Origin of the sequence: Bacillus sp. R86525, assembly GCF_042466195.1 — a bacterium.
Lineage (GTDB): Bacteria > Bacillota > Bacilli > Bacillales > Bacillaceae_G > Bacillus_A > Bacillus_A nitratireducens.
Map to the genome: position 1 here is coordinate 2,020,758 of NZ_JAXHPX010000007.1, position 15,425 is coordinate 2,036,182.

Annotated in this window: 14 protein-coding genes; 9 read left to right on the forward strand and 5 right to left on the reverse strand. The window is 34.6% G+C overall.

The features are described 5' to 3' along the window. Positions 1-5: 5 nt before the first annotated feature. The 3 genes from SJY24_RS12995 to SJY24_RS13005 form a co-directional block, all read right to left on the reverse strand. Positions 6-1,436: an IS4 family transposase gene (locus tag SJY24_RS12995; RefSeq protein ID WP_377864892.1), complete on the reverse strand. Its 1,431-nt coding sequence runs from the start codon at positions 1,434-1,436 to the stop codon at positions 6-8. A 106-nt stretch (positions 1,437-1,542) separates the two neighbouring features. Next, positions 1,543-2,412, reverse strand: coding sequence for a PhzF family phenazine biosynthesis protein (locus tag SJY24_RS13000; protein ID WP_377864893.1), 870 nt, complete (start codon positions 2,410-2,412; stop codon positions 1,543-1,545). 30 nt (positions 2,413-2,442) lie between these two features. Beyond that, the gene (locus SJY24_RS13005) at positions 2,443-3,498 is read right to left on the reverse strand and encodes an ornithine cyclodeaminase family protein (RefSeq protein ID WP_377864895.1); all 1,056 of its coding nucleotides are present in this window, start codon (positions 3,496-3,498) and stop codon (positions 2,443-2,445) included. A gap of 131 nt (positions 3,499-3,629) precedes the next feature. On the opposite strand from SJY24_RS13005, the gene SJY24_RS13010 reads away from it, so the two are divergent. Beyond that, entirely contained in the window at positions 3,630-5,081 is a 1,452-nt protein-coding gene (locus SJY24_RS13010; protein ID WP_377864896.1) for an aminotransferase-like domain-containing protein, read from the forward strand. Positions 5,082-5,742: 661 nt separating this feature from the next. Here the strand turns inward: SJY24_RS13010 and SJY24_RS13015 are convergent. Next, complete coding sequence (locus SJY24_RS13015; RefSeq protein ID WP_377864897.1) at positions 5,743-6,261, reverse strand: GNAT family N-acetyltransferase; 519 nt, start codon at positions 6,259-6,261, stop codon at positions 5,743-5,745. A gap of 313 nt (positions 6,262-6,574) precedes the next feature. On the opposite strand from SJY24_RS13015, the gene SJY24_RS13020 reads away from it, so the two are divergent. Together SJY24_RS13020 and colA are read left to right on the forward strand one after the other, a co-directional pair. After that, complete coding sequence (locus SJY24_RS13020) at positions 6,575-7,252, forward strand: MgtC/SapB family protein (RefSeq protein ID WP_242399228.1); 678 nt, start codon at positions 6,575-6,577, stop codon at positions 7,250-7,252. A gap of 203 nt (positions 7,253-7,455) precedes the next feature. Then, positions 7,456-10,371 (forward strand): collagenase ColA, encoded by a 2,916-nt coding sequence (gene colA, locus SJY24_RS13025; protein WP_377864898.1) that lies wholly within the window; start codon positions 7,456-7,458, stop codon positions 10,369-10,371. A gap of 34 nt (positions 10,372-10,405) precedes the next feature. Here colA and SJY24_RS13030 read toward each other — a convergent pair whose 3' ends face one another. After that, positions 10,406-10,909, reverse strand: a complete 504-nt coding sequence (locus SJY24_RS13030; protein WP_377864899.1) for a GNAT family N-acetyltransferase — start codon at positions 10,907-10,909, stop codon at positions 10,406-10,408. A 255-nt stretch (positions 10,910-11,164) separates the two neighbouring features. Here SJY24_RS13030 and SJY24_RS13035 point away from each other — a divergent pair, with 255 nt between their 5' ends. The 6 genes from SJY24_RS13035 (at position 11,165) to SJY24_RS13060 (ending at position 15,403) form a co-directional block, all read left to right on the forward strand. Next, positions 11,165-11,563 (forward strand): DUF2871 family protein, encoded by a 399-nt coding sequence (locus SJY24_RS13035; protein ID WP_000737885.1) that lies wholly within the window; start codon positions 11,165-11,167, stop codon positions 11,561-11,563. 171 nt (positions 11,564-11,734) lie between these two features. Then, positions 11,735-13,126 (forward strand): FAD-binding oxidoreductase, encoded by a 1,392-nt coding sequence (locus tag SJY24_RS13040; protein WP_377864900.1) that lies wholly within the window; start codon positions 11,735-11,737, stop codon positions 13,124-13,126. Positions 13,127-13,132: 6 nt separating this feature from the next. Next, on the forward strand, positions 13,133-13,480 hold the full coding sequence (locus SJY24_RS13045) for a DUF4260 domain-containing protein (RefSeq protein ID WP_377864901.1): 348 nt from the start codon (positions 13,133-13,135) through the stop codon (positions 13,478-13,480). Between the two features lie 24 nt (positions 13,481-13,504). Then, the gene (locus SJY24_RS13050; protein ID WP_377864902.1) at positions 13,505-14,041 is read left to right on the forward strand and encodes a GrpB family protein; all 537 of its coding nucleotides are present in this window, start codon (positions 13,505-13,507) and stop codon (positions 14,039-14,041) included. Positions 14,042-14,233: 192 nt separating this feature from the next. After that, a complete protein-coding gene (locus SJY24_RS13055; RefSeq protein WP_377864903.1) occupies positions 14,234-14,839 on the forward strand; it encodes an FMN-binding negative transcriptional regulator in 606 nt (201 codons plus the stop codon). Between the two features lie 354 nt (positions 14,840-15,193). After that, positions 15,194-15,403, forward strand: a complete 210-nt coding sequence (locus SJY24_RS13060; protein ID WP_377867247.1) for a hypothetical protein — start codon at positions 15,194-15,196, stop codon at positions 15,401-15,403. Positions 15,404-15,425: the final 22 nt, after the last annotated feature.

Sequence of the window (15,425 nt, forward strand, 5' to 3'; positions counted from 1 at the left end):
TTTAATTAAGCTACATGATTATGAGTAACTAAACAAGTGTATATGACACCCAATATATCAAAGACTGTTTTCTTCTCGTATCGATGAGATTTTCTTCCGTTTTTCTGCAAAAAATTAAACAAACGAAGCAAGATTTTTGATAGTTCTTGAGTATCTTTTTGTAGAGCTTGATAAAGAAGTAGAAAGTAATCTTTAATAATATAAACCGCCTTATATTCACTCAGCTCTCGTTTCTTCTTGGTGAGGAGTAATTGACGCATTTGAAACATGGTGGAGGAACAAAGAAGGATACTAATTAATTGTCCATATAAATGACATTCTAGCCGTTCTAATTTTACAGAATTACAATGATGAATATGAAAAAATGATTTCCATGTTTTAAATATCAATTCAATTTGCCATCGTAAGGAGTAAAAATCATATACTTGTTCTTTTGGTAGGTATTCCGAAGGGATATTTGTAATGTAGAAGTTGATTTCACTAAGTCGCTTACTGCGTTCTTTATAGGTGATTTGCTTCTTGTGTTCTTTAGAAGCTAAGTTCTTTTGTCTACGTTTCATTTGTGTTTCAGTTAATTTATACAGAATAAGTCTTGCAGGGAGTTTTTGATACATTCCAATATAAATCTCAGGAATCTCATATGTTTCACCAGACTGTAATTGGTCAATAAATTGCTCCATATCTAGTTGGACGTACTCAGAGTGTTTTTTTATTGTTCCATTTTGAAAGTATTTAGGCTCTCTATTCTTCTGATATATACGAGTATTGAGCTTTAATCGAGAAATAAAATAAGCACCACACTCGTCTATCGTATGCAGATCTTTCAAATCAAAATATCCTAAATCACGTATACATACATCGTGCGGTTGAAGAGACGTTAAGCAAGTAGAACCATAATTTTTATCATTGTGCTTTCCAGACCCTACATGAACATGTAAAAACTGACCACTAAGTAAATTGTACTCTAGTTGAATTTTTACACCAGCACTATGACCACTACCTCCTGAACCTTGATATGTAGAAGCAAATTTATCTGGAATCTGAAAATGTGTAGAATCCAATACACGAATACTGCGAAAATGGTTTGTATATAGAGTTGAAATCTTATTAGATGTACAGAGTTGTTGGTGGAGTAAATAGGTTAATATTTGTTGTAAAAACTGCACAGCCTGAGAATTAAATCGTTGATTGAGTCCTTCTGGACTCATAGAAACACCTGTATTCGTTTCTAAGCGACTACATAATTGTGTCAATGAAGTATGAGCTATATTTTGACTTAACCAAACACATAAAGCCACTAAATCTTGAGCACGGTATTTACTTTTTCGTTGAACAAACCCTATCTCTCTAGCTAACTGTTCTAAAACATGCGGTGACATATATCGTTGTAATTCTTTAGAAAACAATTCTAGTTCATCTAAAATCGATAAATTCATACAAAAACGCCATCCTTTCTGTATATTTCTACAAAAAGAATAACGTTTTCTGTGAATTATGGATATAAATTTATCTTAGGTTGATAGTGATGTGGCGGGACCCCAATTATATTTCAACCTCTGTTTCAGATAAATTCAATGCTTTTCCGCCTACCTTTACCTCAATAATTTCTTTCCCTTGAGTGGTTAACGCTATAACTATTTCCGAAGGTTTTTTCATAGAGTAACCTTGCTCAACAGATATATTAATAACATGTTCAGGTTTGATTTTACCATATTTATATAGATAACATGAAAGGGCACCATTGGATGTACCAGTTGCAGATTCTTCGGGAACTCCATATAAAGGTGCCAAATTTCTACAGTGAGCATTTGAACCCTTTAGTGATTCAAGGGTAAAAATATGATAACCAATGGTATTATATTTACTGCTGATATTTGTTACTTTTTCAAAATCTGGCTTTATAGAATTTAATATATCTAAGTTTTTAATCGGTACAAGTATATCCCTAAGGCCAGTAGATACAATTTGCACTGGTAGATCCCCCAACATTTCATCTATAGTAATATTTAAGGAATCTGCAATTTCCTCCTTGTCTATTATTTCATAATAGCTTGGAGCATTTTGATCCATCATAATTGATAGGTCTTCCATTACTTCTACATTTAAAATTCCAGCCTTTGTTTCTTGAGAATATTTTCCTGGTTTAATATATCCTTGGCTTGAAAGTGTATAGAACGCTGCTATCGTTGCATGGCCACAAAGATCAACCTCTTCATTAGGTGTAAAGAATCTAACCATGAAGTCAGCAAGGTCTGACTTCATGACAAAAGCAGTCTCACTAAAACCGATGATACCTGCTATTTTTTTCATGTCCTCATCTGATAGATAATCAGCGTTAAGTACCACTCCGGCAGGGTTCCCTCCCTCAATGGATTTTGCAAATGAATTCAATGTATAAACTTTTAACTTCATAATATGATCCCTCCAAATTGTATATCGATTTTATATTTTCACGATTGTCCCAACATTCATTTCTTCTGCTTTTGATACAATATATTTTGAAACTGCAAGATCCTGCAATGCTATGCCAGTATTATCAAAAATCGTAATTTCTTCATCACTTGTACGTCCTTTCGCATTTCCAAGTATGAATTGTCCGATTTCAGTCAAATTATTTTTGCCTAATATACCAGCCCTTATAGCACTTTGTGTTTCTCCGACTGTCGATGCTTGTGTAATATCATCTACATATACAGAAGCTACTTCAAAGATCTTTTCATCTATTTCCTGTTTTCCAGTCATGTCTGCCCCCACACAGCTGAAATGTATGCCTGGCTTAATCCACTCCTTAAAAATCTGTGGTTTTCGCGAAGGCGTTATCGTAATTACTGCATCGGTTTCTTCCAAAGCTTTCACTGGATTTTCTACAGCTACAAACTGAACTGACTCAATTCTTTGTTTCCAGCTCTTATTATAAGTATCGTTGATATCATTTATGATTTTTTCTAGTTCCGTCTTTATTGAATACTGGAATTTTGATGCATTTTCATATTTTACGGGGTCATATATATATACCTTGGTTATTGTCTGAACTTGAGATAGAGTGGCTGCTATTTGAAAAATCGCCTGAACTCCTGTACCAACAATCATTAGTGTTTTTGAATCTTGTTTTGACAGGTGTTTCACGCCTATTGAACCTGCTGCTCCAGTACGCATTCCTGTCAAATAACTTGCGTTGATCATTGCCTTAGGAAATCCATTCTTCAAATCAAATAACATAGTCAGCCCTGTTATAGCTGGAAGTCCTTGGTTTTTATTATCACCAAACCATGAAACGAGTTTTAATCCAAACACATCTTCTTCATTAAGTATCCCTGATTTAATATCCATTTCTGCCCTATCCTCAAAAATCACCTCAGATACCATGGAGAATAGTCTCGCCTGATTGTTGGCTTTAAGCGCATAGGCTTTTTCTACACATGCTACTGTATTCTTGATATCAAGAATGTTCTTAACATCTTTATCACTTAGAATTCTTATTGGTACTATAGTTATCATTCTCCTTTTAAATTTTAATATCTGTTAATGTAATTGTATTTGAACAACAACAAAAAGTCTCCAACCATCCTTGGTTGTTATTTAACCAACCAAATGATATGGTAAAAGTACTATGATTTTGGAGGAATTTCATGTTAGATATCAACTGGAGACCTGATAGAAATAATCCTACTCGATTGAATATACAGATTGTTAACTTCATAAAGGACAAAATAGCAACTGGAGAATGGCCGGTTGGTTTCAAATTGCCAAGTCAGCGGACACTTTCTGAAATTTTCAGTGTAAACAGAAGTACCGTAGTATCTGCCCTTGAAGAGCTGGCAGCTGAAGGCCTTATTAACGGTAACGCTGGTGGAGGTACAAAAGTAATAAACAATACATGGACATTAATGTCCATTAATCATTCACATAATTGGCTTCCCTATATATCTTCGGGATTACATCAAACAAATCAAAAGATAATGCAGCAGATCAATCAGGCTGAATTCCAACCTGATATCATCCGAATGGGGTCCTGCGAACCTTCCCCTGAATTGATACCTAACAAAATGATTCAGGGAGTACTAAAAAAACTGTCTAAGTCTATGGGATCGCTGGGTTATGAAGAACCAAACGGAAATATCCATCTAAGAAGAGAGGTATGCACATACCTTAAAACAATAGGAATAGAAGCTGATCCATCCTCAGTTTTGATTACCTCTGGTGTTTTGCAGGCACTGCAGCTTATTTCCCTTGGCCTTTTGCACACGAACTCAGTAGTATATGTTGAAAAGCCATCCTACCTATACTCTCTTAGAACCTTTCAATCCTTCGGAATGCAGCTTTCGGGAATTAAGCTGGATAAAGAAGGTATAGAAATAAAAGAATTGATTGATCGACATAGGCGGAAAAAAGGAGCAATGCTTTTTACAATACCTACTTTTCAAAATCCTACCGGAAGCGTCATGTCACTTGAAAGAAGAAAAACGCTTGTTGATGCGTGTGATAGGGAACGTTTGCCTATTATCGAGGATGATGTATATAGGGAGCTTTGGTTTGATGAACAACCTCCACAGCCAATAAAGGCATTTGATAACAATGGACTTGTATTATACATTGGTGGGATATCGAAGAATTTAAGTCCTGGTCTTAGGATTGGATGGATTGTTGGATCAGAAAAAGTCATTGAAAGATTGGCAGATATAAAAATGCAAACTGATTATGGAACCAGCTCACTCTCCCAGAATGTAACCACAGAACTATTCTCTAGTGGTCTTTATTATCAGCATAACGATATAATGAGGAAAAATGTTAAGCTCCGAAGAGATGTTGCTCTTGAAGCATTAAAGAAATATTTTACCAGCATCGGTACATGGAATATCCCTAGGGGCGGATATTTCATCTGGCTTAAGTTAAATAAAGGTATATCCATGTACCAGCTTTTTACTAAAGCCTTAAGTCGGAAAATACTTGTTCACCCTGGAGATTTGTATGAGTTTCACTCTGATCAATATTTAAGAATTTCTTATTCTTATGCATCCTTAAATGAAATTGACTACGGAATTAAAACTCTTTCAGAATTGGTAGCAGAACAAATTTTTTAAGTTTTATATAGAGATTTAAATATTGCAGATAATTATAAAAATGAGTATTGAATAACCACTGTATGAGATTCGAAAGCATCATCAACTCCTCTAGTTCCTGAAGTTTTGAATCATTAATCTTGCTAATTTTCTAAAAAATCAATTGTCTTATAACTCAAATAACCTATGCCCAGAACCCGAACTTTAACACAAATATCCATAGTTCTGCGTATTTGTTCGGCCCCCATGCCCATCAATTTAAGAACTTTATAACGCCCCGAAACAAAAGACTTGTACTTTTTCACCTGGGATGTCAATTTTCTCGTTTTGGGGTATTTGCTTTTCTTAGCTTGATGGTGATGCGGCAGGACCCCTTAAAGGGCACTATTGTTGAATAAACCTTAGATTTTTAAACGACTTTATTGTTATATTTTCGAGTACAGTGAATTATCTTATATCGAAAATTAAACAACTATATTTTAACCCCGTCCTAAATTTAGAACGGGGTTATGCTTGTTTTAGTCTTTAAAATTTAATAGCTTTATTGTCTTTTTACAGTTAATTGAAGAAGAAAGGACATAACATATTAGTTATATAAAATATGTTATGTCCTTTAATTTATCAACTTTTTTTCAATTTAGGTCTTGATAAGGGATTCACTTTCTGGCTTGTTTTTGATTATTTAGAGCTCAATCCAATACCTTCTCACAACATTCCCATCTTCTTCAGTGTAATCTTCATCCCGGAGACCGCCGTTATGTAAAATCGTTTTCTCAGAAGCCGTATTCACTTCGTCACAAACGACAAGTGCTTTCGTGATGTTTAATTCTTTCGTTTTTTCTAATGATAACTCTAGTAACTTTGTAGCATAACCTTTTCTTCTTTCAGAAGGGCGAATACCATAACCGATATGGCCTCCAGCATTAAATAGATGATCAGTTAAACTATGACGTATATTAACAACTCCTACAATTTTATTTTCATCTGTCACGAGCCAATAAGTAGAATCTGGTACCCAAGTTTCAGGAATATTTATTCCGTTATGTGCGTCGTGTAATTCTTGAATCATTGCCGTGAAATTAGAAGGATTTTTTGAAATAACCCATGGAATCATCGTTTCACCGCTATCTTTCCATTCGGTATAAAAATCTAAGTATTCTTCTTGTAAATCAGTAATAGGTGTAAGTAAAGAGACGTTCATTGTTAGTAAGCTCCTTTTATTTATGTTTTATTTCACAAAAATTATGATATAAAATGAAAGCGTTTTCTGACTTTCTCAACCTCATTTCACGCAACTCATATGCCATTTTTAACTGGAAATAAGTTAGACGTTGAACTTTAAAGTTTTTTTGTATGAGAAGTAGGTTATTTTATTTATGTTAATATTTAAAATATTAACATAAAATCACTGGGATATTAAATGTATTTTAATAAAATGCTTTTATATCGATGGATAGATGCATGTGATAATTTTTGTTTTATCTCTCTATAATGAATAAAGGGGGGAAGTGCCCGTGAGCTTACATATTGATTTAATTATACGAATCGGTGTTGCTGGTTTGTTAGGGGCGATAATCGGTATTGAAAGGGAAATTCGCTCAAAAGAAGCTGGATTAAAAACACATTTCCTAGTAGCCGTAGGGAGTGCTTTAATAATGGTCGTTTCGAAATATGCTTTTTCGGATATTGTGTTTGAAGAACATATGGCTCTTGATCCGAGCCGGATTGCAGCGCAAGTTGTTAGTGGAGTTGGATTTTTAGGTGCAGGTACAATCATTATTCAAAAGCAGGCAGTGAAAGGATTAACGACAGCGGCTGGTTTATGGGCTACAGCAGGAATAGGGTTAGCAATTGGAGCAGGTATGTATGTTGTAGGGATTGGAGCGATGATTCTCGTTTTGATTGGTTTAGAGATTGTAAGTCGTATTTTTAAGGTGCCATTTTTATTTCCGCAAAATATAACAGTGCAAATGTGTATAAATAAACAGGAAGCGGTACAACAAATAGTAGAGACGCTACAAGTGAAAGGTATTCCAATACTTTCATATGAAGTTGAAGCTTTACAGCAAGATACAGAAATAGTTTATAAGGTAGGAATACAATTGAAAAATATATCGTCAGAAGAAAAGAATGCATTTATTCAGCATATGCAAACATTGCCGGGAATTACGTTTATAAAGTTAAAATCATAGTGTTGAAATAGAGGATAGATGTAGCAGGAATTTCGCTATTATCTATCCTTTTTTGACATGAATCATATGTGAAGTCAAGTGTTAATTTCACTTTGAATGGATACATGTGTGAACGTTCCCTTCTTTTTTCTCAATACAGAATAAATAGTCAGAATAGTAAAATAATGGTGCGGGACACTAAAAAATGTAAGGTAGGGGAGAGCATGAAAGGCTATTCAAAAAAAGTTTTAGTAGGGGTAAGTTTTGCTAGTTTAATGTTAGGGAGTTTACAAGGAAGCATATTGGCGGAAGATACTAAAGGAGAGCAAGTTTCATATCGAAATGTGCTAAAAATGGAGCCGGTTGGTGTACAACTGCCAGTGGAAGAATTAGCTCATTCATCGAAAGTATTAGAAAGCAAGTCTTTTGAGAAAAGGCTACAATTTGCTGATTTATCGCAAAGACCGCCTGAAGTAAAAAAGGAAAGTAAACAATTAGCTGTAGCGAAAACTTATACAATTGCTGAATTAAATCAATTAAGCAATCAACAATTAGTAGATTTACTTGTAACAATCGATTGGGAGCAAATTACGGGGCTATTTCAGTTTAATAAGGACAGCCTTGCATTCTATCAAAATGATAGTAGGATGCAGGCGATTATTGATAAATTGAAGCAGCAAGGACAGGCTTATACGCAAGACGATTCAAAAGGGATTGAGACATTAGTGGAAGTTTTGCGATCAGGGTTTTATTTAGGGTTTTATAATACAGAATTAAGTAAACTAAATGAACGTAGCTATCATGACAAGTGCTTACCTGCATTAAAAACGATTGCGAACAATCCAAATTTCAAGCTAGGTACATTGGAACAAAATAAAGTTGTATCATCATACGGGAAATTAATAGGAAACGCTTCGAGCGATGTGGAAACGATAACATCGGCTGCAAAGATTTTTAAACAATATAATGATAATTTTTCTACATTGGTAGACAATCGTTCAGCTGGGAATGCGATTTACGATATTATGCAAGGTGTCGATTACGATATTCAATCGTATTTGTACGATACGGGAAAAGTACCGAAAGATACAGTATGGTACCAAAAAATAGATAGCTATATTAATGAATTAAGTAGATTCGCGTTAATGGGAACAGTTACAGAGAAAAATGGATGGCTTATTAATAATGGTATTTATTATACAGGTAGACTCGGCACATTCCATAGTACAGGGACAAAAGGATTACAAGTTGTAACAGATGCGATGAAAATCTATCCTTATTTAGGTGAGCAATATTTCGTAGCAGCTGAGCAAATTACGACGAATTATGGCGGAAAAGATGCAAACGGTAACGTTGTTAATTTAGATCAAATACGAGAAGATGGGAAGAAAAAGTACTTGCCGAAAACGTATACGTTTGATGATGGTGCAATTGTTTTAAAAGCCGGAGATAAAGTGACTGAGGAAAAAGTTAAACGTTTATATTGGGCAGCAAAAGAAGTGAAGGCACAATTTCATCGTACGGTTGAAAGTGATCAACCGTTAGAAAAAGGAAATCCAGATGATGTATTAACGATGGTTATTTATAATAGCCCAGCTGAATACCAATTTAACCGTCAATTGTACGGATATGAAACGAATAACGGCGGTCTTTATATAGAAGGAACAGGTACGTTCTTTACTTATGAACGTACGCCACAAGAAAGTATTTATAGTTTAGAGGAATTGTTCCGCCATGAGTTTACGCATTATTTACAAGGTAGATATGAAGTGCCAGGACTTTGGGGGCAAGGTAAGATGTATGAGAATGAGAGATTATCTTGGTTTGAAGAAGGGAATGCTGAGTTTTTTGCAGGGGCAACGAGAACAGATAATGTTGTACCGAGAAAGAGTATTATAGGAGGACTATCTTCAAATCCAGCAGAACGTTATACGGCAGAGCGAACGTTAAATGCAAAGTATGGAACGTGGGATTTCTACAATTATTCCTTTGCGTTACAATCGTATATGTACAATAAGAGATACGATATGTTTGATAAAGTTCATGATCTTATTAGGAAAAATGATGTGACAGCATATGATGCATACCGCTCTGCATTAAGTCAAGATGCGAATTTAAATAAAGAGTATCAGGACTATATGCAAATGTTAATAGATAATCGTGAGAAATATAACGTTCCATTAGTATCAGATGATTATTTAGCAACTCATGCACCGAAACCAGTTTCGGATATTGCGGCAGAAATTACAGCGGAAGCAAAATTAAGTAATGTATCAGTTAAGAAAAATAAATCACAGTTCTTTAATACATTTACACTACAAGGAACGTATACAGGTACTACTGCAAAAGGAGAATATGAAGACTGGAAAACAATTACACAAAACGTGAATGATACGTTAAAGCGTTTAAGTGCAAAAGAATGGACAGGCTATAAAACAGTAACAGCGTACTTTGTAAATTACCGTGTGAATGCATCAGGACAATTTGAATATGATGTTGTATTCCATGGTATTAATACAGAAGAAGGTGCTGTGAATAAAGCACCAGTTGCGGTAATAAATGGTCCGTATAGCGGAAATGTAAATGAAGCAATCTCGTTTAAAAGCGATGGATCAAAAGATGAAGATGGAAAAATTGTTTCTTATAAATGGGAGTTTGGCGATGGTGCTGAAAGTAGTGAACAAAATCCAACTCACGTATATACAAAAGAAGGAACATATACAGCGAAATTAACAGTAACAGATGATAAAGGAGAAGTTAATACAAATACAACGAGTGTAACAGTTCAACAGAAAGAAGATAACAGTGTAGAAAAAGAGCCAAATAATTCTTTTAAAATGGCGAATAAACTGCAGTTAAATCAATTGTTACGTGCAAGTTTAGGAAACGGTGATACAAGTGATTACTTTGAAATTAATGTGGAAACAGCTAGGAATCTCCAAATTAAAGTAACGAAGGAAAATAATATTGGAGTAAACTGGGTTCTTTATTCAGCAGCAGATTTAAATAATTATGTTACGTATGCTAAGACGCAAGGAAGTAAATTAGAGGGTAGCTACAATGCGCATCCAGGTAAGTATTATTTACATGTATATCAATATGGTGGGGGAACAGGGAATTATACGGTAGAAGTGAAATAGTAAAAGGGTCGCCGTGAATGGCGACCTTTTTTTATTATACGTTATACCCGAATAATTTTAGATCTTCTCCGGAGTCTGAAATTATTTTTTCGAATCGCAATCCTACTTTTTCTAACAGATTGCCTGAAGCAGCATTGTCTATAGAAGTAATTGCTACAATTCGTTTCAGTCCGAGCTTTTGTACACCGTATTCGATTACTGCAGAAGCTGATTCATAGCCGTACCCTTTTGAACGGAATTTTTCTAAAAAAGCAAAGCCGATATCAACATCTTCTAATGAATCTCTTTTAATAAGGCCGCACATACCAAGTGGAGTGAGATCTTCTTTTCGTTCTACTAAGTAAAGGCCGAATCCAATTTTGTTATACATATCAACGGGCCCGTTTAAGATGTATTTGGTTGCATCTTCTAAGTTTTTAATCCTTTTATCACCAATAAACTGGATCCATGCAGGATCGTTTACTAATTCTAGAATAAATGGAGCGTCTTTTATATCAAACCAGCGAAGAACGAGTCGTTCAGTTTCAAGAACTATCAATCTATTGCACCACCTTTAATAGTTATAACAATTAGTATGGATTGCGAAATACAAAAGTGCAACATATTTTAATTATGCTCTACTTGTTCACATAAAGTTCGTTTGTTTTGTATAAAAGGATATTTTATAATTAGAATTGATTGTAAAGAGTGAGATACTTATACAATGACTCCTAGGTAACTAGGAGTTTTTACTATATAACTATCATTATTACTAAATATGACGCACTACACATTCTACTTAAGGAGGTACATAATGAAGAAATTATATAATGCATCGTTTACTTATTTGATTATCGGTTTATTGTCAGGAATATTCGCTAGGGAGTATGGGAAATTTAAAGGAATACTAGGATCTACACTATTAAATCTTTTGCATACACATACGTTAGTACTTGGCTTTTTCTTCTTTTTAATTGCTTTAGGATTAGCGAAAGTATTCGCTTTTCATGAAGTGAAAGGATTTAATAAATGGTTTGTTTTACATAATATCGCATTAACTTTAATGTTAGGTTCATTGGCAGCGAGAGGGCTCCTTCAGCTAAATGGAGCGGACTTTAAAGGGTTAACTTATATTGTAGGGTTTTCTCATTCGTTGATGGCAGTTACTTTAATTTGGTTTATGTTGTTAATAAAGAAGTCATTTAAAATATAGTTTTATTGAAAAGAACTTGCACTAATTAGTGCAAGTTCTTTTTGTTTATTCGACAGTAGGAAGCGAATTTTATATATGTAAAACTTGAATTATTTAATTTTTCGGATTATTATGTATAAAATAGTTAACATATTTTGTAATTCTAATTTGTAGAAAGTAGGAGAGTGTACGATGGAAATAACGGTAGAGCGTTTAGTAAACGAATTAAAGGATGTACTTCCTGAAGATCAAGTAGTGGTAAATAAGACAGTAAGAGAGTTACATAGTAAAGATGAATCTTACCATACTAGTAGTTTACCTGATGTAGTTGTTTTTCCAACAACGACGGAAGAGGTTAGAGCAATAATGAAAGTAGCGAGTGAGCATAAAAAACCTGTCATTCCATTTGGAGTAGGTTCTAGTTTAGAAGGTCATATAATTCCTTATGAAAAGGGGATTACAGTTGATTTTTCATTAATGAACAAAATACTTGAAATAAGAGAGAAAGATTTTCTTGTGAAAGTACAACCAGGAGTGACTCGTTCTCAGCTCAATAAAGAATTGAAAAAGTACGGTTTGTTTTTTAGTGTAGATCCAGGTGCAGATGCAACGTTAGGAGGCATGGCTGCTACGAATGCAAGCGGAACGACAGCGGTGAGATATGGAGTTATGCGTGATCAAGTTCGTGATTTAGAGGTGGTACTTGCTGATGGACAAGTGATACATACTGGTAATTTAGCGGCGAAGTCATCATCAGGTTATCATTTAAATGGAATTTTCGTAGGATCAGAGGGTACGCTTGGATGCTTTACAGAGCTAACATTAAAAGTATACGGCATACCAGAACATGTTATGGCTGCGAGAGCATCGTTTCCAACTATAAATGATGCGGTAGAAGCTGTTATTAATATACTGCAAGCTGGTATTCCAATTGCGAGAATAGAACTTGTTGATGAACTATCTATGAAACAAGTAAATCATTATAACGAAACGAATTACAGAGAAGAACCAACACTGTTTTTAGAGTTTCACGGAAATGAAGTGGGATTAACGCAAGATATCGAGTTTACGAAGGAAATTGTTTTTGATCATAAATGTAAAGAAGTTGCTTTTGAAACTGAAACTGCGGCGAGAAATAAATTATGGGATGCAAGACATAACTTAGCTTACTCTTACGTTCATAGTTATCCTGGTAAAAAACTAATGAGTACGGATGCTTGTGTACCAATTTCAGAATTAGCTGGTGCAATACAGCATGCGAAAGAGACATTAGATAAAGTGGGTCTTGTTGGTGGTATTCTTGGCCATGTAGGAGATGGGAATTTCCATGTGCTATTAATGATTGATCCAAATGATAAAGATGAAGTGAGAAAAGGGGACGAAATAAACGAAAGTATTGTACTGTATGCTATTAAACGTGGTGGAACGTGCACAGGAGAGCATGGCGTTGGGATAGGGAAGCAGAAGTATCAAGAAGAAGAACATGGGGCTGCGCTTTTAGTAATGGAGAAAATAAAGAAAGCTCTTGATCCGCAAAATATTTTAAATCCGAATAAAATTTTCAAGCTCACAGATAAGGAATGATGAAGTTTGGAGAAACGAATTATACATTTTGAAGGATTGATTGTCTTATTAGCTGCAGTATATATATATGCATTATGTGGATTTAGTTGGTTATTATTTATCGTATTACTTTTTGTACCTGATTTAGCAATGGTGGCGTACGCTATTAACAAACGTGTTGGTGCACAAATTTATAATTTATTTCACACATATATCATATCAATATTACTTGTTTTAATAGGGGTCTATTTAAAGATGGATACGATTTTAATGGTTGGTTTAATATGGACAGCACATATTGGAATGGATCGAATGCTTGGGTATGGATTGAAGTATGAAACTGATTTTAAGGATACGCATATTCAGAGGTTATAAAAATGATTTGAGAAGGGTGGTCAATTGAAACAATTTATTACTGTTGAGAAATATAATGCACAATGGGAAAGTGAATTTTGTAAATTACAGACGTTGATTAATAACGTAATGAGAGAACTCATTTTTTCTATAGAGCACGTTGGGAGTACATCTGTTAAAGGCCTTGCCTCTAAACCGATATTAGATGTCGATGTTGTAATAGAAGATTATGATGTTTTTCCAAAAGTAATAAAGAGGCTTGAACAGATAGGTTATTTTCATCAAGAAGAGTGGAGTTTTAATGGGAGAGAAGCCTTTGGGAGAAAGGATCAATATGTTCCGAGGGACGGGAAGAATACAATTTGGATGGAACATCATTTATATGTATGCGATAAGAATAGTGAAGAGTTAAGAAAACATGTGGTGTTTCGTGATTACCTTCGTGGAAATCCAAACGTTGTTATTGAATATGGAAAGCTAAAGAAAGAATTAGCAGAAACGGCGGAAAACCGCTTAAATTATAGCTTAGGTAAAACGGCATTTATTGAATATGTATTAGAAAAAGCTATGAAGGATCGTTGAATAGGGGAGTTTGTATAACTGAAAAAATTGACTAGACTAAGGTGGCAGAGATTATATAATGCCACCTATTATTTTTGAAGAAGAGGTTTCACTATATGAACTGACCTTATAAAACTATTAAAATCTGCCCCTGCCCAATAATAAATTTCATAAATATAATGAGAAATAAGAAGATAAGAAAAGAGGGAGCTTATGTACATACCAAAACATTTCACTATACACGATGAAGAGAAGAAGTACGAAATTATTGAACAAAATAGCTTTGCAACTTTATTTTCTCAACATAACGGAGCACCGTACGCAACGCATTTACCGTTATTGTTAAATAGGGAAACACTTATTTTATCCAGGCATTTTGCACGTCCAAATGAGCAGTGGAAAGATAGTGGGAATCAACAAGTGTTAGCTGTTTTTCAAGGGCCACATAGCTACATCTCTCCGTCATGGTATGAAACAAATAAAGCAGTACCAACATGGAATTATGTTGCGGTGCATGTATATGGAGAGTTAGAAATTGTTGAAGATGAACAGGGATTAATAGATTCTCTTCAAGATTTAGTACATAAATATGAAAATCCAAAGAGCACCTACTCACTGAATGATGTAGATCCGAATTATATGGAAGGATTAAGTAGGGGAATAGTTGGATTTAGAATAAAGATAAATAAAATAGAAGGAAAAGCGAAGTTAAGTCAAAATCATTCTGTGGAGAGACGAGAATTAGTTGTAGAAGAACTTGAGAAAGTTGGGAGTGAGGGGAGTAGGGGGATTGCTGATTTGATGAAAGAAATAGAGTGAGAGAGAGAATTCATGTGAAATAAAGGGATGATTCTATTTTTGTAGAAATATATTTTACTTGAAAAACTGCCTCCGTAGCTCTAGAAGGGAAGAGCGCTGGAAAACAGTGTGGAACCGGGTCGCAAGGCGAAGGTTTCAGAAGCACAGAAAAGCAAATAAGCTGAGACAGTTGAAACTCCTGTCGGTGAAATTCCGTAGGGAGGCGTGTTCCCCTTAGCCTATGCTTACGAAAGGAGTGCGGGTTCAAATCCCGTCGGAGGCATATAGAAAACCGTATATTAAGAAATAGTTTGTCCTTGTTATACTCATTTAATGGTAAAATTAAAGTTAGGATATTTTATAGTGGGAAACAAAATGGAAGTGTTTTTAGTAGCCACTTTTTCAGCTATTACCATAATGATGACCGTTTTTGTTATAATAAAAGCTTGTTTTACCGGGGATAAGAGGAATGATATATCATTTCGGAAATTTATTCTTTTATCAAGTGTTTCAATTGTTATAGGCTGTTTAGTGTCATTTGTACTACCATTTGGCTATGAAAAAATATTCGATTACATTAACTAAATAAGCGTATTTAAAAAGACCT

Excerpts from the sequence above, each read along its gene's own strand:
- SJY24_RS12995 (WP_377864892.1), bottom strand. The coding sequence starts at position 1,436 with ATGAATTTATCGATTTTAGATGAACTAGAATTGTTTTCTAAAGAATTA.
- SJY24_RS13000 (WP_377864893.1), bottom strand. The coding sequence starts at position 2,412 with ATGAAGTTAAAAGTTTATACATTGAATTCATTTGCAAAATCCATTGAG.
- SJY24_RS13005 (WP_377864895.1), bottom strand. The coding sequence starts at position 3,498 with ATGATAACTATAGTACCAATAAGAATTCTAAGTGATAAAGATGTTAAG.
- SJY24_RS13010 (WP_377864896.1), top strand. The coding sequence starts at position 3,630 with ATGTTAGATATCAACTGGAGACCTGATAGAAATAATCCTACTCGATTG.
- SJY24_RS13015 (WP_377864897.1), bottom strand. The coding sequence starts at position 6,261 with ATGAACGTCTCTTTACTTACACCTATTACTGATTTACAAGAAGAATAC.
- colA (WP_377864898.1), top strand. The coding sequence starts at position 7,456 with ATGAAAGGCTATTCAAAAAAAGTTTTAGTAGGGGTAAGTTTTGCTAGT.
- SJY24_RS13035 (WP_000737885.1), top strand. The coding sequence starts at position 11,165 with ATGAAGAAATTATATAATGCATCGTTTACTTATTTGATTATCGGTTTA.
- SJY24_RS13040 (WP_377864900.1), top strand. The coding sequence starts at position 11,735 with ATGGAAATAACGGTAGAGCGTTTAGTAAACGAATTAAAGGATGTACTT.
- SJY24_RS13055 (WP_377864903.1), top strand. The coding sequence starts at position 14,234 with ATGTACATACCAAAACATTTCACTATACACGATGAAGAGAAGAAGTAC.
- SJY24_RS13060 (WP_377867247.1), top strand. The coding sequence starts at position 15,194 with ATGGAAGTGTTTTTAGTAGCCACTTTTTCAGCTATTACCATAATGATG.